Source organism: Chryseobacterium sp. 2987 (genome assembly GCF_031456375.1).
GTDB classification, from domain to species: Bacteria; Bacteroidota; Bacteroidia; order Flavobacteriales; family Weeksellaceae; genus Chryseobacterium; species Chryseobacterium vaccae.
This window is the reverse complement of the sequence record NZ_JAVDUN010000004.1, coordinates 20,740-44,946: the sequence shown is the minus strand read 5'-3', so window position 1 is coordinate 44,946 and position 24,207 is coordinate 20,740. Positions and strand designations below refer to the sequence as shown.

Below are 24,207 nucleotides of genomic sequence, written 5' to 3'. Positions count from 1 at the left end.
CTAAGTTAAGGGAAAACATGATTAAAATCATCTTTTCTTGAAAAATGAGTCAACAAATTCCGTACCATTGAAAAGTTGCAGGTCCTGCATTTTTTCGCCTACACCAATATATTTTACCGGGATCTGGAACTGATCTGATATTCCAATCACAACGCCGCCTTTTGCTGTACCATCCAATTTGGTAACGGCTAAGGCATTTACTTCTGTGGCTGCTGTAAACTGTTTGGCCTGCTCAAAAGCATTCTGTCCGGTAGAACCGTCAAGAACCAGTAGGATCTCGTGAGGAGCGTCAGGGATTACCTTTTGCATCACTCTTTTGATCTTGGAAAGCTCATTCATCAGGTTGATTTTATTATGAAGTCTTCCCGCTGTATCAATAATGACAACATCTGCATCCTGGGCAACAGCACTCTGTACTGTGTCGAAAGCTACAGAAGCCGGATCTGATCCCATATTCTGTTTAACGATAGGAACTCCCACTCTTTCGCTCCAGATGGTTAGCTGGTCTACAGCCGCGGCTCTGAAGGTATCTGCAGCTCCAAGAACTACTTTCTTTCCTTCAGATTTGAACTGATGGGCAAGCTTACCGATGGTTGTTGTTTTTCCTACACCGTTTACCCCTACAACCATGATAACGTAAGGTTTTTTTGAGGTGTCAATATTTCCGGTTCCGGCATGAGGATTTTCAAGCAGAAGTCCTGAGATCTCCTCACGAAGGATGGTATCCAGTTCGTTTACCCCAACGTACTTATCGCGGGCTACACGCTCTTCAATTCGCTCGATAATCTTAATAGTGGTTGAGGCGCCTACATCGGATGCAATCAGTACCTCTTCCAGGTCATCCAGTACTTCATCATCTACTTTGCTTTTACCGACTACGGCCTTCGTCATTTTTTCAAAGAAGCCCTGGCTGGATTTTTCCAATCCTTTGTCTAGGGTTTCTTTTTCTTCTTTCTTGAATATATTTTTAAACCAACTCATAGTTTATTCTTATTTGTTTTTAACAACAGCTGTGGCTTCTACTTCTATCAGTATATCATCTCTGAAAAGGCGGCTTACTTCTATAAGACTGCTTACCGGAGGATTTTGGGTATTGATATATAAATCTCGAACCTTTCTGAAGTCTGATATTTTGGATATATCTTTAATGAAGATTCCTAATTTTATGATGTCTTTCCCACTACCTCCATACTCTTTCAGGATATTCTCTATATTTTTGAAAACCTGCTCTGTCTGTTTTTCTATATTATTTCCCACAAGACTGCCTTCTGCATCCAGTGGAACCTGGCCGGATAAAAGAACCATTCTTGAATTTCCACAGTCTACACTTACTGCCTGCGATACTCCTTTTATGCTGAAAACTTTTGACGAACTTTTATATTCTGTTTGAGCCGTTGTTTTCTGGCTGAATGAAAATAGAGAAACTGCTGTGAATACCAGAACAAGAATCTTTTTCATAGTTTACTGATTAATAATCCGGTGAACAAAGATAACAAAAAAACTACCCAAAATATGAGTAGTTTTTTTATATTGTAAATAAAGTATGGATTATTTTTTCAAATAACCATCTACTTCATCAGCATTCATTACTTTTTCTTCGAAAACGTAAGCTCCTGATTTAGAAGACTTAACCATTTTCACCACTTTAGTCATTTTTTTAGACCCAGTTTGTAGGGTTGCTACTACTTTCTTTGCCATGGTAAGTTATTATTTATAAATTACTTGATTTCTTTATGAAGGGTAGATCTCTTAAGAACAGGATTGTATTTTTTCAATTCCAATCTCTCTGTTGTGTTCTTTTTATTTTTTGTAGAAATGTATCTAGACATTCCTGGCATACCGCTCTCTTTGTGCTCTGTACATTCAAGGATTACTTGAACTCTATTTCCTTTTTTTGCCATGATTTATTAATTTTTTTTAATCAATCCGTTTCTAGTAGCTCTTTCAATAGCTTCCTCGATTCCAATCTTGTTAATCACTCTCAATCCATGAGCTGATACTTTCAGTGTAACGTGCTTATCCTGCTCCGGAAGGTAAAACTTCTTCTCTAATAAGTTAATTTCAAAACGACGCTTCGTTTTGTTATTAGCGTGAGAAACGTTGTTACCAACCATTGCACGCTTTCCTGTTATTTGGCAAATTCTTGACATATCTCGATGTTCTTATTTGTATAATATTTGAGAGTGCAAAATAACGAAGAATTTTTTAGATAGACAAATCTTTTGGAAAATATTTGCAAATAACTGGCTGATTAATAATTTGATTTTTAAAATATCCGAAATTTTGAGATACTCAGCCCAATAATGGTGATATATTTCATGTTATCCTACTCAGAGAAGCTGTTTCAAATGTTTTATCTTTGTTTTTAATTAATCTAAATAAAAATAATATGAAGAAGATTTGTATTCTTTTATCGTTGCTTCCGGTAGGGATTATGGCGCAGAATTATGCTGAAATTCAGACAGGTATGAAGAACTTTTACTATGGATCAGCAGATGTGGCAGATATGAACAATGATGGTAAGCCTGATGTTGTGATCAATGGAGCTATAGATGTAGATGGCGACGGGCAGGCTGATGTTTCTTATAATGAAATTTATAAGAACAACGGAACATCATTATTGCCTTATGCAAATGTTGGAAGTAACGGAACGCATCTTGGAGATATTAAGTTTATTGATTTTGATAATGACGGGTTGCTGGATATTATTTCTACCGGTTTGAGTTATATGGATGTAGTCAATTACAAGCATTACAGATTTAAAAATACAGGAAACGGATTAGTAAAAGAAACTGAATTTCCCGGAAAGATTTATGGTTCTATGGAAGTATTTGATTTTGATCATGACGGAAAACAGGACTATGCGATCAACGGAACACAATATGTTGAAGGAACAGGATTTATCAACGATCTTGATTATTACCGGAATACGGGAAATGGCTTTGAACCGACAAAAGGCTGGATGGAAGGAACGCAGAATGGCAGCTTTAAAATGGTAGATCTTAACAATGATCATCTTCTGGATCTTGTTATTTTAGGAACAAATACAGGAAGTGCTCCACTGTTTAAAGTCTATTTAAATGAAGGCGGAACCCTGGAACTTAAACAGGATTTTACCGCTCTATCCAGTGGAAAACTTGATTTTGCTGACTTCAATGCAGATGGCTATCAGGATATTGTGGTTTCCGGAACCGATCAGAATGATGCTCCTTATTTTGCCGTTCTGATGAATGACGGAACCGGCCACCTTACTGAGCAGTTGATCAATACTCCGGAAATTGCAGATGCATCCATAAGTGTTGGAGATCTGAATAATGATGGCTTCTATGATTTTATTATTTCAGGAAATGACGAAGATACCAATGCTGTGGTAAAAACTTTTTTATTCAATCCTTCCAATCAGGAATTTATTGAAAATATACCTACAGGTTTGCACTATTTAGGAGGTGCTGGTTTTGTAAATTTACTTGATTTTGACAATGACCACCGTCTGGATGTTTTATTGGCCGGATTTGATTGGGCAGATTCAGGCTATCCTTCACTTACCAAAATTTTCAGAAACACTTCCACGGAAGTGAACCAGAAACCCACACCTCCTGCAAACCTTAATCTTACAAAAAATGGCAACCGCTTCCATTTTTCATGGAATGGCGCCACGGATGATAAAACCCCTGTGAGTGCATTGCGCTATGAAATTAAGGTAGGTTCTGCACCGGGAACCGCAGATATTGCCAAATATATGGTAACAACACCTTCATGGTTTCTGGATCTTGATTCTTCTGTTCAGAATGTTTACTGGAGTGTAAGATCCATTGACGCTTCCAAAGCTTATTCTGATCCTTCGGTTCAGGGAACACTGGCAACACATGAAGTGAAAACCGGAAATCAGATCTCTGTTTATCCTAATCCGGCATCAGATAAGGTATTTATCAAAGGTGAAAAAGTTTCGGAGGCTGGAATGTATTCAATGGATGGGAAAAAACTGAATGTTGCTTTGGAGCAGGACCAGACCATTACTGTTTCGCATCTTCCAAAAGGAACTTATATTTTACAATTAAAAATTAAAAACGAAATAACCACTCAAAAACTTATTATTAAGTAAACTGAATCATTCTATCATGAGAAAAGCCAGACGTCCAGCTGGCTTTTCTTTTTTTATAAACCGGTTTCCCACAGATCGCACTGATTTCGCAGATGCCAAAGGTTTTTTGTTGGGATGCGCAAGGTCGCAAGAATTACTTTATAAGCTGTATAAAAAGTCGCAAGGATTTTATCTCCGATAAAATTTTACACTGCTGAATACATGAAAATCGTAGACCTTTATCTTAATGCGTAAAGTATTTATACTTAAATCTAAAGTGTCAAAATCTTTTGTGTCTCGTTGTGGTTAAAATAATTTCCCACAGATCGCACTGATTATACAGATATTTGATTTTGTAAATAGCTGAAAATCTTTGGTTTTCTTGCGTCTTAAAAGCATTGTAATGGCCTAAGCCCTTGCGCCTATTGCGTTTTCCAAAATTTTCCCATTAAGGTTGCTTAAAGTAAAATCGTACTTTATTTCTTCGTTCTGTTTCTAAATTTTTCAATCAGAAAATAGAATAATAAAAATCCTAAAGCAAAGATGGAGAATCTTGAAAGCAGATCTCCAGCTCTGGTATAGAACGTCATGGTATCATACAGATTGACTTTGGCAAATAATGTAGTCTGATCTCCATAAAAAGTATCAGCTGTAACTTCTCCTCTCGCATCGATGTGGGCAGAAATACCACTATTAGCCGCACGGGCAATCTCTCTTCTGGTTTCAATAGCTCTCAGCCTGGCATAAGATAGAAGCTGTTTGTGTCCTTCGGTAACGCCCCACCATGAGTCGTTGGTCATGATGCCTAAGAAATTGGCTCCTTTTTTTACGTAATCGGTTGTAAATTCACCATAGATACTTTCGTAGCAGATGATCGGCGCCATTCTTCCTTTGTTGTAAGGGTTGGTAAAGGCCATTCTTTCTTTATCTGTACCGAGAGAGGCAACAGTTCCGCCGAGATTAAGCATCGCATCACCTAAAAGTGGCTTCAAAACACTCATATAAGGGAAAATTTCAACTCCCGGAACCAATTTCCCTTTGTGATACACCTGGATTTTCTGCTGCGGAGCAAGCTGTACTGCTGTGTTATAACTTTCCACCCATAAGCCCTGATTGATCTGGTAGGCTTCTTTCGGAATGTTTTCTTTTTCAGTATAAAAACGGTGCGATGAAATTCCGGTGGCAAAAACCGCTCCCGGATGTAAAGTTAAAAATCCTTTAAGGTTATTTAAAAGCACGCTCTTTTCAAAAGCGGTCTCAGAAATGGATCCTCTTCCAGGAAGAGCTGTTTCCGGAGCAATATAATAATCGATTTTTCCTTTTGAATTATTTTCAGCTAAGGTCAGCAGATCATTCTGGATGGTAATGCTGTCTTTTGAATATTTTTCAGCGTAAGGATCAAGATCAGGTTGCAGCATTAGCACATTCACTTGTCCTGAAGGTTTTTCATCAAAGTTTTTGTATTTCATCAGGGAGATGATCATTGGGAGAACGATCAGTCCCGCTACAATAGAAGAATTTCGGATAAGATCTTTTCTCTTTCTTCCGGCTTCCCAGGTTCTTAGAGTATAGAAGATCAGTACATTAATCAGCAGGATCCAGAAACTTCCTCCGGTGGCACCCAACGTGTCATACCATTGGATCAGTTTCGGGTATTCAGCAAATACGTTTCCTAAGTTCAGCCATGGCCAGGTAAGCTCCCAGTTCAGGTGGAATTTTTCAAAGCTCATCCAGATCGCGATCAGGAATCCTAATCCCCAATACGTTCCCTGAGCATTTTTGTACCAGTGATAGCACTGAAATACCAGTGAATATAAAAAAGAGTTGACAAGAACAGGAAACAGAACAGCCATCAGTGAGTGGCTTCCATCCGGGTTCTTTGATCCGTACAGCCATCCTGTTGTTACCACATTCCAGATCACAAAACATAAGTAAGAAAGTCCGAAGACCATCCAGCTTTTTCTTTTGTAAGAGGAGAATTTGGAAATTCCGTGTTCCATCATCAGGAGCGGAACAAGGGCAAAAAATATAAAAAACGGAACACCGTAAGTTGGCCACGAAACGGACAGGAGCATCGCTGAAATGAGCGTAAGTAGAACGTATTTCATTAAATTAATTTAACACACAAATTTAATGTTTTTGAAATGAATAAATTTGCAACTGATGTTAAAGAAATTATATAAAATTGTAATTGTTCCTTACACCCTTATATTGCTGTATCTCATGTTCCTGGGAATGGGCAGGTTTCAGTATGAGGATAACCAGATCCGGATAGAACCTGTTTTTTCTACATTGTGGTTTATCCGGGATAATATTGTATGGACGAATACCGTGATGATTGTTTTAGGAAATGTGATTATGTTTATTCCTTTTGGCTTTCTGGGCTGGATTTTTCCGAAACTGATGAATCTGAAACCTCTGTTGTATACCTTTATCTCCTCTATTGTGATTGTAGAAGCAATGCAGTATTTTACCCGAATGGGAATCTTTGAGGTAGATGATATTATTCTGAATACTTTCGGTGTTTTTCTCGGATGGCAGTTTCGCCGTTTTTTAGAACGGAAGTTTAACCGTTTAGTTCTTTAGAGCGTTTCTCAGCATTTAAAATTCCGTTTTTTAAGATCTCTTTAAAGCTGTTTTCTTCAAATGTTTTGAGGGCAGCTTCAGTAGTTCCACCTTTGGATGCGACATCTTTAATCAGTTCCTCCAGGCTTTTTTCTGAATTGTTGATCAGATGATAGGCTCCAAGCATGGTTTGTTTCACGAAAAGTTTGGAAAGGTTTTCATCAATGCCCATTTCCACACCTGCTTTGATCATAGCATCAATGATATAATAAAAATAGGCAGGGCCGCTTCCGGAAAGGGCAGTAACCCCGTTCAATAGGTCTTCGTTTTCCAGATAGACAGATCTTCCGGTGCTGTTCAACAGTCTTTCAATATTGATAAGCTGGCTGAAAGAAATACCTTCCGCAGCAGTATATCCTGTAATTCCCATGCCCAGAAGGGTAGGAGAGTTGGGCATAGCTCTTACGACTAGCTTGTGATTCAGCAGGTTTTGAATTTTTTCAATGGTAATTCCGGCCATAATGGAAAGAACCATCTGATTCTCCTTTAATGAAAACCTGATGTTTTCAGTGGTATATTGAAAATCCTGAGGTTTTACGGCGATAATAACAAGGTCGGCATCCAGCTCCAAAGTTTCGTCAAAGGTGGAGATTTGTGATTTTGGAAATTCTTCAGCTATTTTTTGAATTTTAGACTGGCTTCTTGTAATCAGGTGAAGATTTTCAGGTTTGATAAGCTCATATTTCAAAAACGATTTCGAAAAGGAAAGCCCCATGTTTCCGGCGCCCAGAATTGCTATTTTCATATACTGTGTTATTTTTTAACGAAAATAATGTTTTTTCATCATAAGTTGGAGATCTGACTCTAAGTTTACTCTTTTATTTACTTTAATTTGTTGTCTCGAAATTTATTCTTTGCTAAGCTTTTTATGATCAATTTTTTATGCCACTAATGCACAAATTTATTATTGTATCCGTGGCAATAAAACTTTTGTACCTGTTGTAGTTAAAAAGATTTTCCACAGATTGCTCAGATAACACAGATCTGTGTGGATATTTTTTTCTCTTGCAAATTTTGCACATTACGCAGATTTGAAATACTTATTAACCTTACCAAAAGAAATAAATTAATGAAGAAGTTAAACATCTTTCAAAATTTAAAAACCCCGAATAGATTTATCAAACAAAAAAGTCCGGAGTTACCCCAGACTTTCTTCAATTATATTTGTTAAAATTTATTCCACAGGGAATTCCGGTCTTCTCATTTTAAATTTTGTTCCGGAAAGGGACTCAAGGAAAGCAACGAGGGCCTTTTTTTCCTGAGGGGTTAATTTTAAAGGTTTTAGTAAAGGGTCTGCTGAAGGGTAATTCGGGTCCAGCTGTTTCTTTTCAGGAGTAGGGTCCATCATGTGCATTCCGCTATCATAGATGTTCACCACACCTTCCAGGTCACCGAAGAGACCGTTATGCATCCACGGCTGGGTAAGCAGAAGATCTCTCAGCTGAGGGGTTTTAAATTTACCAATGTCTTCAGGCTTTTTAGTCACATTATACAGACCCAGATCTTCGTATTTTCTTTTGTAATAGGTCAGTCCGATATTGTGGAAAGATTCGTCGGTAAGGTACTGACCGTTGTGGCAGTTCATACATCTTGCTTTAGTCCGGAAAACATGCATCCCATAGATCTCTTCATCAGTTAATGCATTGTGTTTGCCTTCCAGGAATTTATCGAAACGGCTCGGCTGGCTTTTAATGGTCTTCTGGAAATCTGCAATGGCTTTTACAATTCTGTCATAGGTTACTTTATCATCACCATAAGCATTTTTGAAAAGCTGGGTGTAACCTTTTACAGCTTGAATCTTGGCAGGAAGGGTTTTTACATCCATGGCCATTTCATGATGAGCGCCAAGAGGTCCGGAAGCCTGCTCTTCAAGGGTTTTGGCTCTTCCGTCCCAGAAAAACGATTGTCTTTCCGCAATATTATAAAGCGACATGGTATTTCTGTTTCCCAGGAGGTGATTATTTCCCAGAGCGACACGTCTTCGGTCTGACCAGCCCATTTCCGGGTCGTGGCAGGAGCTGCATGAAATTTGATTGGATTGGGATAATTTAGGATCAAAGAACAGCATTTTCCCTAAAATGACGCCCGGTTTATCCTGATCTGCAAAATAAGCGGAATCAAATTGAATAGGAGCAAACTCTTTCCATTTCACTCCGTAATCGATGGTGGGTTTCGGCCATTCCGAAATCGCTTTTTTATAGCTTTTTACAATATCCTCAATCGTAGGGTCCTGAACTTCCATCAGGTCCTGACCTACTTTTGGGGTAAAGCTTAATAAAATAAATACAACGATTCCTAAAGCTCCGAATATTCCTCTTTTCATGTCTTAAAACGTTATCCCTATACTTGCGCCTGCAAAATTATTATTTTTTTTCTGGATTTTCTGCGTCTGATACTGTGCGCTTACAAAGAAGGCAGGCAGCTTTTCCAGTTTGAAATCATATCTCAGCACCGTTCCGAAAGTATTGATGTCACTGGCCTGGAACAGATAATCCTGAAGTACCCATTCGTCAACGGCAGCATTTCCTGCCGTACTCAGAGCATTGATGGATTTATTGACAGCCCTTTTATTGAAATAAGGTTGGAAAGTAAGTACCTGGCTGTTACTGATCTGTTGACGGTAATCCGCATTGATCCCGAAATAGGAATATACAAACTTCTGCCCGGAATTCGGATAAAGTCTGCGTTCCTTGATCTCCTCATATCCAAAGAAAGGAATTGCCGTGATGGTAAAAGTATCCTGATTATACTGATAAAAACCTTTGACAGAGGCTGTATAATTTTCTCTGCGGTAAGCTTCTCTTTTGAAGAGTTGGCTCAGTGCAGCCGTATTCATAGAGTAACCATATTCAGATCCTGTTTTCCGGGATGCCGAATATCCGGCTGATACTCCCAGTCTATGCTTTTCTGCAACGTTGAAAAGTTTGGCTCCTTCCAGTTCAAAGGTTTCATTTTTCAGATCAGAAAGGTCAAAATAGCTGTTGTTTTCACTATACCCTTTAATATTATTGGATCTTCCCACAGCAGCCTGAAGATAAAAATCTTTCCCCTGTTTATTAGAAATTTGGATTCCTCCTTTATAGGCAAATTCTTCGTACGTATTGGCAGGACGGGTTCCGCCATTAAAAAGGTAATTGGAAAAGCCAAATCCTGACATCAGGTATACATAAGGCCTTCCCAGCAGGCTTTGAAACTGGATGGAATTGTTTTGAGTGTATTTGTTGAATTCACCGAAAACGCCTACTTCATATTCTCTGAACACTCTGTAGTTCACTCCGGCATTCACCCGGAGATCAGAAGTCGTGCTTTTCATCCGCGGATCTTTTGAGCGGTAGCCCATCTGTGCTGAGTAACTTACCTGCCCGGCCACAGTCCATCTGTTCATGTTCTGCAGGTAGCCACCGGCAAACTGATAGCGTTCAAGATTTAATTTTCCTCCTACGGAATCTGCGGTAATGTAAGGAGCGATGCGTTCGTAATCTAAAGTTTCGTTCCATTTTACAGAACCTGTTTTTAAATTTTGATACTTTGCACTTCCCCAGACAAAACGGTTAGGTTTCAGCTTTTGAAAAGATTGGGCTTCTACTGTTAGTCCTTTACTGCCGTTTCCAAGCTGCTGGCGGTAAGCTTTATCCTTATTGTCGTGGTAACCGACCCCGAATTCTGAGAATGAGGAGGAACTGTAACCCGACATTGATGCCGGGTTACAGTAGTAATTATTTCTAAAAGCTCTCTCCTGACTGTACTGGTTACTGAGGGTTTTAAAAAGGTTGAGACTGTCCTGAGCCTTCATATTAAAAGAAATCCCGATCAATAAAAGGCAGAAAGATGTTTTGGTATATAACATAATTAGCTGTTAATATCAGACGGTGTCTTAGTGAACGATACCGTCTCTTAAACTTGGTTGAGAATCCTTCACAAAGTCATTCGTGGAATTGTTGGTATCCATGTAAAGGTTTTTACCGTTAGACATCTGCCCGGTTACCTTACGTCTTACCGATTTTCCGAAACGGGTAGGATCTTTATCAATCGTTCCTACGGAAGTCCATCCACCATCGATGCTTGCAGAAGTAAGGGTGTGGGCAAATTTTGCGGAAACACTGTTGTTTACTCCGTCAATAATCCATGAGTTTGGAATAGAGTAAGCACTTTTTGAAGTCACTCCACCAGCGCTGTTTTGGTAAGTATAATCGTATTTATTTTTCTGTAAGAAGCTGTCTTCAGTCTCACCGAACGGGAAACGGGCGATTACATAACTTTCAAAACCACGGTCATGTAAGAAGAACATATTGAAATTCATCTGTGAGTAGATCACTTTTGCATTCGGAACAGAAGGGTTATCTACCTGTCCTAATGCCGGGTTAGTAGAAGGATACTCAAAGTTGGCATTATGAAGGTCATACGCGGTACTCGTCTGTGCCTTGTGATTGATGGCGTTATCTGCAATAACGATGAAATCTCCGGGCTGTACAGGATATTCAGTACCTGAACCGGGAAGTACCATCACCGCTTTTACAGGGAATGACAGGTTCGCATTGTATGGAGTTGGGTTTTTATCCTCTGTAGTAAGGAATTCAGACTGTCCGAGGATCAGTTTGTCAGCGTACAGTACCTCTTTGGTATTATTGGTTAATTTAAAATAACGCCCTGAATTGTAGTTTTTCCCGTCAGCCGTTTTAATTCCTGTAAAGAAAACTTCTTCAATGATAAAGTCATCGTGGAATTTCTTGATGATCAGAGGAATATTAAGATTGGTTGCAGGCAGGGCAATATCAGTCTGTGCCATAGCACCCACCGATACTTCTTCGTTGCCGGAGATCACAGCACCGTTTACCGTAATTTTATAAGAACCATATGGTAAAGGAAGAGAGTAGGAACTAAGATTTTTAATATTTTCTCTTTTTACGGCTCCTGTATTTACTTCTTTGATCTCAAGATCTAAACTTGTATAAGATGAAATATTTTCACCCGAGAAAGATAATGTTAAAACCCCGGTTTGAGTAGTGGAGGTTCCGAAATCATCACTTGAGCACGATGTTACCGTAAATGTCGTGGCCATCATAGCGGCTAAGCTTAGTAGTAAAACTCTTTTTTTCATTTTATTTATTTTTTTTTGTATTAAAAATTGTAGTTCAGTTCCATCCCGAAATACGGGGTATTGGCTCCTTTTCTGTAAACCGTTACATTGTTGAAAACATAAGGCGAGCTGTAGTTGAAGAGCCTGTTGACAAATAATGAAGTCCTTAAAGCTTTATAAATACTTTTGGTCACCTTTATATTTCCTGTGATGGTAAACGTCATCAGTTTGTCCATGTTATCGGTAACCGAGACATTTCTTACCAGCCATTGTTTATAGATATCTGTTCTGTCTGCATCGGTGAAAGGATGAACTACACCGTCCATTCCGTAATAGGCGATAGGTTCTGCAATTCTCCGGTCATTTCTGCTGTGATCATAAATACTTCCCTGTAAAGAAGCGGAAACAATCAGATCCAGGCTTGGCAGGTAAGTATCTATTAAAAGATTATAGTTGATATTGGAATTATTATAACCGTCATCATTTTTATAAATTCCATAATAAGGGAATGGGCCCAGTCCAATGGAAGCATTAGGTTTGAAAGTAAGCGGAACGGAATTTCTGTATTGGGATTTAAACCAGGCTCCGGTAAGGGTAAACCTAGTATTGATGGCCTTAATTCTTGGTGAAGTATATCCGAATTCAATTCCCTGCTTTACAATCTGGCTTCCGTTCTCATCCACAAAATATTCCCCGAAGATGCTTTTCTGCTCATAAGGTACGTTGGTAAGATCCGGCCCGTTGGCCCATTGGGAAAGATCCACCTGCGTCGCATCATATTGTTTGTAAGTATGTACAGCAGTGTGTTTCATTTTACGGAAACCATTGTCCATATCTTCCTTAAAGTAGGCCATAAAGAAATCATGGTTTCTGTAGCTCAGATCAAGTCTGATTTCCTTTTTTACACTTTTTGCCGCTTCCAGGTCTTTGTTCTCTCTTGACTGTACATATGTCATGAAGTTCACATAGCGGTACTGCGAATCATTGTGGTAATAATTCAGCTGTGTATAGTCCCAATACTCTTTGTTGGGATAGAGCATCATCATGGTAGGACGTTTGTAGAACTGTCCGTAACCCAATGTAATATCCGTTTTCAAAGGATAATTGTTGATGGTAAGGTGAGGCAGGCTGTACTGGAAATTCAGTCTGGGTTCTGTGAAAACTTTTTTGCTGATGGCAAAAGAAGGATCGATGCCCATGTTTTTTGAAAATCTCAACCCTGCGTATAAAGTGAATTTATGACGGTCTAAGGAATAGCTCATCTGATCTCCTACAAAAGCAGATAACAGGCTTGAAGCCGGAATATCGTTATAAGGTCTGGGTCTTTCTATTCCTGAATTTGCAGACGGAGGAGTTTTCATATCATAAACAAGTCCTCTTCCGTTGTTTTTTGAATATCTCCAATCCAGACCGGCTTCGTACTGATGGGTAATTCCCACCGTTTTTTTAGTACCGTTTGCCTGGAAGAAAGCAGTAATGTCCAACGGTTTTCCTTCTGTAGAAAATTCAGTTATGTAACGCAAATCAGGAAAATATCCCACGTTTTCACCCTGTTCTGTAGCTAATGAGAATGATCTCGGACCGGAAAGCTGAATCAGTTTTCTCTGCTCGATCTTTTCAAACCCCTGGCGGATAGCCGTGTTCAGAGTTAATTTATTGAAGAAAGCATTTTTATCCAGCTGATAGATAAAATTATTGGTAAGGCTGATCTTCTGATTATTGGATTCAAACTTATCCGTTGAAGGATATCCGTTATCCGGATCATATTTTTTATGATCAATATTGGAAGAAAAATCAATGTTGGATCTCCATTCCAAAGGCCTTGACCAAAGGGTAGATGTTTTTTTTGAACGAATGGAAGCTGTGATACGCTGATAGTTCTCAAACTCGTCCGTTGGATCAGACTTGGAATCCAGGAAATCTGCACTGGCGCTTAATTGCCAGTTGTCCGTGATCTTAAATCCTTTTCCTACATAATACTGCTTGCTGAATCCGTCTGCCTTGAATCTGGCCTGAAGGGGAGAGCTGCCTATCTTACGTTCTATTTTGATTAATCCTGAAGTAAGATCCCCATATGCCGCAGAAGGAATTCCCCGGATAACCTCTACTTTTTCGATGTCATTGGTAGAAATGGTTCTCATATCTATCCCGGAATAAGCCGTTTCACGATATTCCCCGGCTTTGCCGAACTGCTGGGTATCCACAGAAACCTGCATGTCTGCATTGGAATTGATGATGTTGTCATCAATCATAAACTGAATGCCTAAAGATGAGGTTTTGTATTCACTTCCTGAGTAACCGCTTGTATTTTCGCGGAGTGTAGCCCTGTTGGTAACATTTAGGGTGGGTGTTTTTGCCAGCCCTCCGGGAAGAAGCTCCATCAGGTCACTGAAACTCGATGGCTGAAGATGCTCCATAGCCTGTCTGTTAATGATAGACTTTGTGGTAAGACCTTTTCCTTCCTTGGAAAATACCACTACTTCTTCCAGTTTGTTAACAGGTAAAAGCTGTACTGTAATATTCTGTCCTGAAGTAATTGTAACGCTGAGTTCCTTTTCCTGGTAATCGGAATGAATGATCCTTATATGATGTTTACCATCTGAGACTGACACAGAAGCCGTTCCGTTTTTGTCTGTGGTAGCAGAAATACCATCTACTGTAACTGAGGCTCCGTTAAGTTCTTTATTATTTTCATTGAAAACGGTAATGTTCAGTTGCTGTTTTTCACTTTGAGCATAGATAAGCGGTGAGCTTAATACGAAAAAGAAAGCAAAAGGTAAAAATCTTCCCATTTTTATTTATTCTAAATAAGCAGAGCGCAAAAGTATAAAATATACCAATGCGAAGAAAATTTATTTAGAATAAATTAAAATAATTGACAAAAGTCAGAAATGTAGACTGTAAAATTTTATATAATATCCAGATGTTGTTATATAATATTCACCTCCCGTTCGAGTTCTATACCAAATTTTTCTTTCACAGAATGGATGATCTCACCGGAAAAATCAAAAATTTCTTTTCCCGAAGCATTTCCTGTCGCGTTGATAATCACCAGTGACTGAAGTTTGTGAGAAGCGGCATTGCCTATCTGTTTTCCTTTCCATCCGCATTGCTCAATCAGCCATCCGGCGGGTACTTTTACCACATCACCGTTCGGATACCCTTGGATATTTTCGAATTTCTGTTTCAGCTCTTCAAACTGAGAAAGGGGAATTGTTGGATTTTTAAAGAAGCTTCCTGCGTTACCTGTTTCTTTCGGATCAGGAAGTTTGCTTTGTCTGATATGAATTACCGCTCTGGATATGTCCTGAATCGTAGGGTTTCCTACTCCTTCACGTTCCAGTTCAGACCGGATAGCTCCGTATTCCGTCTTAAGATGATGTTCTTTGATGGTTAATTTAAAAGTAACCTCCAGGATAACATATTTTCCTTTTCCTTCCTGCTTAAAAATAGAATCCCTATATCCGAATCTGCACTCTTCAAGATCAAAGGTTTTTACTTCCAGGTTTTCAAGATCCAAAACTTTACAGCTTACAAATACATCCTTTATTTCCGTACCGTAAGCTCCGATATTCTGCATCGGTGAGGTTCCTACGTTTCCCGGAATCAGGGAAAGGTTTTCCAGTCCGCCGTAATTTTTTTCCAGACAGTACATCACAAATTCATGCCAGTTTTCTCCTGCTTTTGCCGTTACCAGAACTTCATTTTCATTCAGGGCTTCTTCTGAAATTCCCTTTAAACTAATTTTTACGGCAAGACCATCAAAGTCTTTGGTCAGCAGAATATTGCTTCCTCCACCCAAAAACAAAAGTTTCAGATTGTGTTTTTTTGAAAAAGTAATCGCTTCTTTCAGTTCTTCAAGATTGGTGATCTCTGTAAAGTATTGAGCTTTGGCTTCAACGCCGAAAGTATTGTAAGGCTTTAAGGAAAAATTTTCTTGCATGTTTTTATTGATATTCTTTAGGAAGAATGGTATTTAATTGTTCTTTCAGCTGCTGAAACTGTTTGTAATGAACTGTATCTGCAAAAGAATTAACATAAATATGGGATTTTTTCGGGGTACGGATCTGAAAGGTTTCATCAATGCCGTCCACAGACTGTTGGCTTGGAGAACTTTTGATATAATCCAGATCTTTCACATTGATGGAAGCGGTCAGCTTTTTCCAGGTATCTGCCTGAATGGGAGTGCTCCATTCCTTATGGGTCTGGTTGGCTGTCATTCCTTGTTCTGCTTTTACAGAATCTCTGGTCACTTTTATAATGTTGTAGTTGCCCAAATGTCCACCGATATGAGACATACTGATGAAAACAATATCGTCTGGACGATGGACTGCTGTTTTCTTTTCAGGAACCTTCTTATCACAGGAAAAAAATACCGGCAATAAAAGACATGAGAAGAAGATGTTCAGACTCGTATTTTTCATTGCCGGTATTGTATATTGTAAATAGGTTTATAGATTGAATTCCTTTCTGTATTGAGTTAAGGAATCTTTCAGGATTTCTGCACTTCTCTTCAGATCTTCTTCTTTTAGTACATAAGCAATTCTTACCTGCTTTTTACCTAATTCAGGATCGCTGTAGAATCCTCCTGCAGGTGCTACCATGATGGTTTCACCTTTGTTGGTGTATTTTTCAAGAAGCCATTGCGCGAATTTTTCAGTATCATCTACCGGAAGTTCAGCAACACAATAGAAAGCACCTCTCGGCTTAGGGCAGATTACTCCCGGAATAGCATTCAGAAGGTCTACCAGAATATTTCTTCTGTGGGTATATTCTTCCCTTACGGAACGGATGTAAGCGCCGTCATTCTGATGGGCTGCAGTAGCTGCGATCTGTCCCAGAAGTACCGGGCTTAATCTTGCCTGTGCAAAAAGCATCGCGGCATCATGTATTTTTTTAGAACGGGTTACCATGCATCCAATTCTTACCCCGCACATAGAATAACGCTTGGATTCAGAGTCAATCACGATACAGTTTTCACTCAGTTCAGGGAAATCAAGAATTGAAATCTGCTGTTTTCCATCGTAAACATATTCTCTGTATACTTCGTCAGAGATCACAACGATGTCATATTTCAAAGCAATTTCCGCCAGTTTCTGAAGTTCTTCACGGGTATACAGATATCCTGTAGGGTTACCCGGATTACAGATAACGATGGCTCTTGTTCTTTCAGTAATCTTTTTTTCAAATTCTTCGATCGGAGGAAGAGCAAAACCTGTATCAATGGTAGACGGTACTGCTACTACATTCACGTTGAATGTGCTGGTGAAACCGTTATAGTTGGCATAATAAGGTTCAGGAATGATCACTTCGTCACCGTCATCACATAAAGTAGAAATAGCAAAGTTAAGCGCCTCCGAACCACCGTTGGTTACAATGAAATTATCAGGTGTAAGGTCTTCAAAACCTAAGGTATGATAATAATCGGTAAGGGCTTTTCTGTATTCTAAATTACCTTCAGAAAGCGCATATTCCAATACTTTAAGATCAATATTCTTTAAAGCATTTAAGGCTGTTTCCGGAGTTTCAATATCAGGCTGCCCGATATTAAGGTGATAGACTTTAGTTCCCTGCTGCTTAGCTCTTAACGCAAAAGGAACCAGTTTTCTTACCGGCGATGGCGGCATATGCTGTGCTCTGTTTGAAATATTCGGCATTGTTCAAAAAATTTGTATGACAAAAATAGGATTTAATTTCTCAATAATAAAATTAAGAGGTGGTGACCTGCTGTATCAGTTTATTCTTCTTTCCTTTAATAGAACTCTTGTTGTGCTTTTTTAATGGAGATATGAGAATTTTATTATGAAATAAATAATTGTATTTCAATTATTTTGACTTTATGTTAAATTTTTTTCTTAATTTACAGTGCTGATATAAAATGTAAAAATCAAATTATTCTGATATTTTTTTGAAAAGGCAGGCAGTTAACCTGCTGTGAAAGCGTTGAATTCAGGATTATATTTTGCTGTTATGTATTCAGAAACATGTTTCAATCTGCTGTAAAAGCAGTCAAAAAATAAGTTTTTTTAATGTAAATAATGTCTGGTGGCAGTATGTAATGTACTGCTGCTTTTTTGTGAATCATTTTTCAGATCAGAATATAAATTTTATTATTTTAGAGGAACTAAAAAAACAAACTGAATATGCAGATCGCCGCCAGCTCCGTAGAAGATTATATCTCAAAGATTCCTGAAGAAAGACAGGAAGTCTTCCGAAAATTATTCGATACCATCAGTGACAATCTTCCGGAAGGATTTAAAGAAGGTGTTAGCTATGGGATGGTAGGATGGGATGTTCCTCTTGAAACGTATCCCGAGGGTTACCACTGTACACCCGGGGCACCTTTACCTTTTATGGGATTGGCCTCTCAGAAAAATTTTATCGCGTTTTATCATATGGGAATCTATGCCGAACCTGAACTTCTGAACTGGTTTGTCGCTGAATATCCTAAATATTCCAAAAGAAAACTGGATATGGGGAAATCCTGTGTACGGTTCAAAAAAATGGATGATATTCCGTTTGAACTGATTGCTGAGGTTAGTAAAAAAATGACGGTGAAAGAATGGATTGGTATTTATGAAGACCGGTTGAAAAAAAAATAATTCCCGGATATATCCTCAAAGAAAAGGATCTTAATTTTAACCTCAGTTCGGAATAAAAACAGAGCTTGGAAGCTGGGAGCTGGAAGAGAGAGGTTCTGAAGGCCATCAATAATAATTTGCCCTCTTTTTTAGCTAATTTGATTTTACAGGTTTTTTTCAGTATCTATAACTAAAAGTAACTTCCAGCCTTCTTCCTCCATCTTCCAGCCTTTTATATTTAAACTCCTTCACCCGAATTCAGGATAATTTTAAACAAACTTTAAAAGTTCTGAAGCAATATGTTTCAGAACTTTTTTTGATCTGTGTTTTTAGAAATCAATGTCCCAGATTCCGGCTTTCCGTTCCAGTTCTATCAGGGCGACGGCGTTATCTGTAAGCGCCTGATAATAATCTTTTCTTATTCCGTTGTAGGTTCTTTGGGCGTTAAGGACTTCCAGGATGGAACTTTCCCCTCTTTTATAGCTGTAGGTAATACCATCCAGAATACTTTTGGCTTCAGTAAGCATTCCGTTGTGGAATTGTTTCAGTTGTTTTTGAGTAGCCATATACTGTTGATAAGCCTGTATGACTTCTGTCCGTATTTCCTGTTCAATCTGCTGATATTCAACCTCTGCCTGAGAATGGACCATTTCAGCAATTTTTAATCCTGCATTTCTTCTGTTGGAAAATTTTAAGGGAATACTAAGGCCTAGTTTTACCGCATTGACTGTGGGAGAAGGTGCAATTTCATTCGTCGCTTCGGTGTGATGTTCTGCACCGGCGTTAATGCCCAGATCTATTTTACGGTTGGCTTTTTCAAGGCTTATCTGGCTTTTGGCCACCTGGGTATTTTGTCTGGCAGCCAGTAAATCAGCTCTTTCATTCAATGCTTTGATCAAAAGGTCGTCAACACTGAAATTTCTGTTGAAAGCATTAAAGTCCCCGGAAACTTCTCTTTCTGTTACTGCATTATCACTAAGAAATACAGATAAGCCTGTCAACGCCTGCTGTTCGGAACTTTCAGCCTGATACACTTCGTTGAGCAAAGAGGCTGCTTCTAACTTACTTTGCTTTGAAGTAATCAGTGATATGGTTCCCAGTCGGAACCGGATACTGTCAGACTTGGCCAGCTGCAAAATATTCTCATAAGAATCCTGCTGTACTTCGAGCAAAGCCTTAGACTTCAGCGCTTCAATATATCCTAAAGTGGCATCTGCCCGGAGATTTCGGAAAAAATCCTGTAACTGTATTTTACTCAGCTCTGACTGATTTTTGGCGAGGTTTATTCGCGCTTTTCTTTTACCTCCCAGTTCCAGGGTCCAACCAATGGATGTCCCATAAACATAACCCATGTTTTTATTCACTCCGTTATTGACTGTTTCTGCTTCCAGTTGAGGATCCGGAAACATCCCCGCAGTTTGAACAGAAGCCTCAGTTATACTTACATTGTATTTTTGAGCGGCATAGCTCAGATTTCTCTTTCCGACAAGTCCCAGAAATTCATCGAAACGTAAAAGTTCTTTTTCCTGCGCCTTTACCATCCCTGCTATGTTAGATAATGCGAGAGATAGTATGATAAAATGAGTTCTAATTTTCATGTGATGTCAGATTTTGTTTTTCATTGCTGCGTTCAGCCATAAAATAAATAGCAGGCAGCACGAAGAGGGTTAAAATAGTAGAAAACATCAATCCGTAAACGATTACGGTAGCCAGAGGACGCTGCACATCCGAGCCAATACCTGTAGCCATTGATGCGGGGAATAATCCAATGACTGCAACAGTAGCGGTCATTAATACTGGTCTGAAACGGTCTTTTGCTCCCTGAGTTACCGCGAGCTTCAGAGCATATCCTTTCTTACGGAGATCGTTAATGTGAGAAATCATGATCACCCCATTTTGGATGGCAACCCCAAATAATGCGATAAACCCTACCGCAGAAGACACGTTCAGAGACATTCCCCTTATATTAAGTGCCAGCATTCCCCCGAATAAAGCTAAAGGAACAATCGACATCAGTACCAAGGCCTGTCTGAAATCCCCAAATGCACCATACAGCAACAGAAACATAATAGCCAGTGCCAAAGGAACAATAAAGGCGAGTCTTGAATAAGCCCTGTTCTGGTTTTCAAATTGTCCTCCCCATTTGATCTGGTATTTATCATGATTATATTGAATGTCTTTTTCAATCTTATCCTGAGCTTTTTTCAGGAAGGAAGAAAGATCGGTTCCCCTTAAATTGAGCTTTACGGTAAGATGCCGCTTATTCATTTCCCGGGTAATGGTGCTTTCTCCGGTACTTAATTTTACTTCTGCTACCTGAGATAACGGAATTTTTGCTCCGGAAGCTGAGGTCAGCATCAGGTTTCCGATTTTATCAGGAGTATCACGGCTGTCTTCAGTATATCTGCAGGAAATGTCATAGACTTTATTACCGATAAAGATCTGGGAGATCGCTTTTCCACCTAAAGCTACTTCGATGAGGTCTGCCACATCCGCTACATTCAATCCATATTGTGCGATCTTATCCCGGTCGGCAATGATTTGTAACTGGGGGAGTGGAGGCTCCTGATCAATGGCCAGATCGGCAGAACCAGGAACTTTATTTAAGGTGGATAGCACATTTTCGGCAATTCTTCTGGTTTCTTTGAAGTCTTCACCATATACTTTTACGACCAGCTCGCTGTGAGCTCCTGATATTTTATCCATGACCCCGTCAATCATCGGCTGTGAGAACCCTACGGTGAATCCGGGTATTTCTTTATAATCTTCAGCCAGTTCTTTAATCAGGTCTGCTTTTGTTTTTCCGGAAGGCCACTCACTGTATGGCTTTATGCCGATGGAAACTTCAAAATGGGAAGCTGTCCACGGGTCTGTTCCATCATCATTACGTCCTGCCTGAATCATCATATACGTAATCTCCGGATGCTTCAGGGTTCTTGCACGCAGTGTATCGCTCATTTCCTTTGATTTGACTAAAGAAATACCGGGAGGAAGCTGTACCTGCAGCCATATGGAACCTTCATCCAGCTCAGGAAGAAAATCTTTTCCCACAGTATAAGAAAGAATTCCTGCGGACAGCAGAACAATGCTTATTGGCAAAATCACTTTTTTGGGTGTAAGCATAATGTGATCTATTCTGTTTCCATAGGCAGCAGCTATTTTTTCCAGCCATCTGTTATGGTATATTTTTCTTGGTTTACGGTAAATAACATAGGCCAGTCCCGGAATTAAAAGTAATGCGACTGCAAGCGCTCCCAAAAGGGCATAACCTATGGTGAAAGCCATTGGAGTAAATAGTTTTTTCTCTACTCTTTCAAAGGCAAACAGCGGAAGATAGGCGGTAATAATAATGATGGTGGAAAAGAAAATAGGTTTAGCGACTTCAATCACCCTTTGGGTAATGCTTTTTTCTTCCAATGATTCTTGCTGGTTTTCTTCTCTTTTTTTCAGGATGGTTTCCAGCATCACGATGGCTCCGTCTACAATAATTCCAAAATCAATAGCTCCGAGGGAAAGAAGATTGGCAGGAATATTGGTGAAATGCATCAGAATAAAAGCAAACAACAGAGAAATAGGAATCGTAATAGCGACCAGCAATGCCCCTCTCCAGCTTCCCAGGAATACAATCAGTACGATGATGACCAATACAATTCCTTCGGTAAGGGTATGGGAAACGGTATGAAGGGTTGTTTCTACAAGATCAGTTCTGTCTAAAAAAGGATGAATTTTTACCCCTGCCGGAAGAATTTCATTATTTAATTCGTCTACCGCTAGATGTACTCCTTCCAGAACTTGTGACGGGTTTTGTCCTCTTAATAAAAGTACAATACCTTCTACACTTTCGGAATAGTTTCTCTTTCTGTCGGTATAACCGAGAATGCCTTTTCTTTCCAGGTTTCCGTATTTTAATGTTCCTACATCGTTGAGAAAGACAGGAACGCCATTTTCGGTTTTTACCACAATTTTACCAAGATCATTTAAATCCTTGACAAGACCTATCCCCCGGATGACATAGGCCAGATTTCCGCGGGGAAGCATACTTCCTCCGGCACTGACATTGTTTTTGGAGATGGTCTCTGTAACTTCAGATAAAGAGAGCCCGTACTGTTCGAGTTTATGGGGATCCACTTCAATCTGAAACTGAGTCGTAATCCCACCAAAGTTGGTGACATCTGCAATTCCGGAAACCTGCTTGATACGTGGAATAATCACGAATTTCTGTAAATCGGTTAATTCCCGGAGACTGTGATTGTTGCTTTCGATAATATATCGATAGACTTCGCCGATAGGAGAAGTAAGAGGGTCGAGCCCCGGCTGGGCATCATAAGGAAGTGTTACATCCGATAATCTCTCCTGGATGCGCTGTCTTGCCCAATAGTCATCAATCCCATCATCAAAAACCATTGTAATGATGGATAGTCCAAATGTACTTTTGCTTCGCATCACATGCATTCCCGGAAGTCCGTTAAGAGAACGCTCCAAAGGTATGGTGATTTGCTGTTCCACTTCTTCAGCAGCCAATCCCGGAACCTGAGTGACCACTTGTGAAGTAACGTCGGCGATATCAGGGTAAGCTTCCACCGATAATCTGGTCCAGGAATAGTAACCGAAGAACCCGAGTAAAAGGAAGAGGGCTAGCATCAGCCATCTTTTCTGCATAGAGATTGTAAGTAATTTCTTCATTGTTCTTGATTTCGTAGGGTTTCACATTATTTTGCATCCAGCATATAGATTGCGCCTTCGGTCATGATGGTTTCACCTGCTTTCAGGCCTGAGATCACTCTCGTGGTTTTCTGATCAGTTTCCCCTGTCGTAACGGAACGTTTGGTAAATTGATTTTTACCTGTTTTTACCCATACATATTGTGAACGGTCATTCTGCATTAAGGCAGTAACTGGAATCATCACTGCTTTTTCCGGAGTTGTGGAGAAATTAACAGTGGCGTACATGCCTGGTTTTAAGCTTCTGTCTGGATTGTCACATTCGATGAGGACTTTTATGCTCCGGGTATTTTCGTCTACGATTTCATTGATATGATACACTGTTCCGGTAATATTCCTGCCCGGATAAGCGCTTACTTTTACCGAAACATGATCTCCGGTATTGACAAAGCGAATGTCTTTTTCTTTCACATCTCCGGAAATCCAGACTTTGGAGAGTTCTGCAATAATAATGACAGGCTCAGCGTCACTTTTCAGGTATTGTCCGTTCACAATAGTGTTGGAGATAATTTCTCCGTTGATTGGAGCTCTTACGGTAAGAGGACTTCCTAAGCCGCCGCCTTTGCTGTTATATACTTTCAGGGCAGAAGAAGCGTTGGAAAGAGAGTTTTTTTTATTTTTAAAATCAGTTTCAGCTTCGTCTAGTTCTTTTTGGATACCCACTCCATGTTTTACCAGATCCTGCTGGCGTCTGTAGTTTTTTTCTGCAAGCTGTACCTCATTCAAAGCATCTGTATAGTCTTTCTGAACGGAAAAGTAATCCGAGGAAAGAATTTCAAAAAGTGGACTGTTGGCTGAAACATTTTGACCGAGACGGATATAGGATTTTGTAATTCTTCCGGAAAAAGGACTGGCAATTTCCGCATAACGATTAGGAATGGCCTGAATAGTTCCTGCCGAAACAATACCATCGCTATGTTCCTGTTCCGTAACGGTTTCAGTTTTTATTTTTTTGAAAACCGGGTTGTTCTCAGGAACAGTGATCTGCCCGTTTTTGATAGTGAGTTCCTGATCTGTATTTTTATGGGAAAGACTGTCCTTACAGGAGATCGTAAAGAGAATGCTGCTGCATAAGATTATTTTTTTCATGATGCTAATTAAATTGAGTGCTGTTGCTTATTT

20 protein-coding genes are annotated in these 24,207 nt (G+C 39.5%); 3 read left to right on the top strand and 17 right to left on the bottom strand.

All coding sequences use genetic code 11. The features are described 5' to 3' along the window. Nucleotides 1-27: 27 nt before the first annotated feature. From ftsY to rpmB, 5 genes are all read right to left on the bottom strand, one after another. Nucleotides 28-981, bottom strand: coding sequence for a signal recognition particle-docking protein FtsY (ftsY, locus tag J2Y40_RS12930; RefSeq protein WP_153395361.1), 954 nt, complete (start codon nt 979-981; stop codon nt 28-30). Nucleotides 982-990: 9 nt separating this feature from the next. After that, nucleotides 991-1,458 carry a RidA family protein gene (locus J2Y40_RS12925; protein ID WP_309999368.1) on the bottom strand — a complete coding sequence of 156 codons (468 nt, stop codon included), beginning with the start codon at nt 1,456-1,458 and terminating at the stop codon, nt 991-993. A gap of 90 nt (nt 1,459-1,548) precedes the next feature. Beyond that, nucleotides 1,549-1,698 carry a DUF4295 family protein gene (locus J2Y40_RS12920; protein WP_065722020.1) on the bottom strand — a complete coding sequence of 50 codons (150 nt, stop codon included), beginning with the start codon at nt 1,696-1,698 and terminating at the stop codon, nt 1,549-1,551. A gap of 20 nt (nt 1,699-1,718) precedes the next feature. Continuing rightward, nucleotides 1,719-1,901: a 50S ribosomal protein L33 gene (gene rpmG / locus J2Y40_RS12915; RefSeq protein ID WP_027373683.1), complete on the bottom strand. Its 183-nt coding sequence runs from the start codon at nt 1,899-1,901 to the stop codon at nt 1,719-1,721. 6 nt (nt 1,902-1,907) lie between these two features. Further along, complete coding sequence (rpmB, locus tag J2Y40_RS12910; RefSeq protein WP_002976757.1) at nt 1,908-2,150, bottom strand: 50S ribosomal protein L28; 243 nt, start codon at nt 2,148-2,150, stop codon at nt 1,908-1,910. A gap of 239 nt (nt 2,151-2,389) precedes the next feature. On the opposite strand from rpmB, the gene J2Y40_RS12905 reads away from it, so the two are divergent. Further along, complete coding sequence (locus J2Y40_RS12905; RefSeq protein WP_309999363.1) at nt 2,390-4,102, top strand: T9SS type A sorting domain-containing protein; 1,713 nt, start codon at nt 2,390-2,392, stop codon at nt 4,100-4,102. Nucleotides 4,103-4,557: 455 nt separating this feature from the next. On the opposite strand, the gene lnt is transcribed toward J2Y40_RS12905, so the two are convergent. Beyond that, the gene (lnt, locus tag J2Y40_RS12900) at nt 4,558-6,189 is read right to left on the bottom strand and encodes an apolipoprotein N-acyltransferase (RefSeq protein ID WP_153395357.1); all 1,632 of its coding nucleotides are present in this window, start codon (nt 6,187-6,189) and stop codon (nt 4,558-4,560) included. Nucleotides 6,190-6,244: 55 nt separating this feature from the next. Here lnt and J2Y40_RS12895 point away from each other — a divergent pair, with 55 nt between their 5' ends. Next, nucleotides 6,245-6,667, top strand: a complete 423-nt coding sequence (locus J2Y40_RS12895; protein WP_309999361.1) for a VanZ family protein — start codon at nt 6,245-6,247, stop codon at nt 6,665-6,667. Here the strand turns inward: J2Y40_RS12895 and proC are convergent. The 8 genes from proC to J2Y40_RS12855 form a co-directional block, all read right to left on the bottom strand. Next, nucleotides 6,648-7,451, bottom strand: a complete 804-nt coding sequence (proC, locus tag J2Y40_RS12890) for a pyrroline-5-carboxylate reductase (protein WP_153395354.1) — start codon at nt 7,449-7,451, stop codon at nt 6,648-6,650. The genes J2Y40_RS12895 and proC overlap by 20 nt on opposite strands. 429 nt (nt 7,452-7,880) lie before the next feature. Next, nucleotides 7,881-8,948, bottom strand: coding sequence for a cytochrome-c peroxidase (locus J2Y40_RS12885; protein ID WP_409017707.1), 1,068 nt, complete (start codon nt 8,946-8,948; stop codon nt 7,881-7,883). Nucleotides 8,949-9,032: 84 nt separating this feature from the next. Then, a complete protein-coding gene (locus tag J2Y40_RS12880; RefSeq protein WP_153395350.1) occupies nt 9,033-10,553 on the bottom strand; it encodes a DUF6850 family outer membrane beta-barrel protein in 1,521 nt (506 codons plus the stop codon). A 27-nt stretch (nt 10,554-10,580) separates the two neighbouring features. Next, a complete protein-coding gene (locus tag J2Y40_RS12875; protein ID WP_153395348.1) occupies nt 10,581-11,804 on the bottom strand; it encodes a DUF4876 domain-containing protein in 1,224 nt (407 codons plus the stop codon). A 20-nt stretch (nt 11,805-11,824) separates the two neighbouring features. Then, entirely contained in the window at nt 11,825-14,575 is a 2,751-nt protein-coding gene (locus tag J2Y40_RS12870; RefSeq protein ID WP_153395346.1) for a TonB-dependent receptor plug domain-containing protein, read from the bottom strand. Between the two features lie 137 nt (nt 14,576-14,712). Continuing rightward, the gene (murB, locus tag J2Y40_RS12865) at nt 14,713-15,726 is read right to left on the bottom strand and encodes a UDP-N-acetylmuramate dehydrogenase (protein ID WP_153395344.1); all 1,014 of its coding nucleotides are present in this window, start codon (nt 15,724-15,726) and stop codon (nt 14,713-14,715) included. Between the two features lie 4 nt (nt 15,727-15,730). Then, complete coding sequence (locus J2Y40_RS12860; RefSeq protein ID WP_153395342.1) at nt 15,731-16,207, bottom strand: hypothetical protein; 477 nt, start codon at nt 16,205-16,207, stop codon at nt 15,731-15,733. A 27-nt stretch (nt 16,208-16,234) separates the two neighbouring features. Then, complete coding sequence (locus J2Y40_RS12855) at nt 16,235-17,440, bottom strand: pyridoxal phosphate-dependent aminotransferase (RefSeq protein ID WP_153395340.1); 1,206 nt, start codon at nt 17,438-17,440, stop codon at nt 16,235-16,237. 486 nt (nt 17,441-17,926) lie between these two features. Here J2Y40_RS12855 and J2Y40_RS12850 point away from each other — a divergent pair, with 486 nt between their 5' ends. Continuing rightward, nucleotides 17,927-18,385 (top strand): DUF1801 domain-containing protein, encoded by a 459-nt coding sequence (locus tag J2Y40_RS12850; RefSeq protein WP_153395338.1) that lies wholly within the window; start codon nt 17,927-17,929, stop codon nt 18,383-18,385. A 308-nt stretch (nt 18,386-18,693) separates the two neighbouring features. Here J2Y40_RS12850 and J2Y40_RS12845 read toward each other — a convergent pair whose 3' ends face one another. The 3 genes from J2Y40_RS12845 to J2Y40_RS12835 are packed head-to-tail and all read right to left on the bottom strand — an operon-like array spanning nt 18,694 to nt 24,174. Beyond that, nucleotides 18,694-19,962 carry a TolC family protein gene (locus tag J2Y40_RS12845; RefSeq protein ID WP_309999351.1) on the bottom strand — a complete coding sequence of 423 codons (1,269 nt, stop codon included), beginning with the start codon at nt 19,960-19,962 and terminating at the stop codon, nt 18,694-18,696. Further along, entirely contained in the window at nt 19,952-23,047 is a 3,096-nt protein-coding gene (locus J2Y40_RS12840; RefSeq protein ID WP_309999349.1) for a CusA/CzcA family heavy metal efflux RND transporter, read from the bottom strand. The genes J2Y40_RS12845 and J2Y40_RS12840 overlap by 11 nt, the downstream gene beginning before the upstream one ends. 26 nt (nt 23,048-23,073) lie before the next feature. Beyond that, nucleotides 23,074-24,174 (bottom strand): efflux RND transporter periplasmic adaptor subunit, encoded by a 1,101-nt coding sequence (locus tag J2Y40_RS12835; RefSeq protein WP_153395332.1) that lies wholly within the window; start codon nt 24,172-24,174, stop codon nt 23,074-23,076. Between the last annotated feature and the right edge of the window lie 33 nt (nt 24,175-24,207).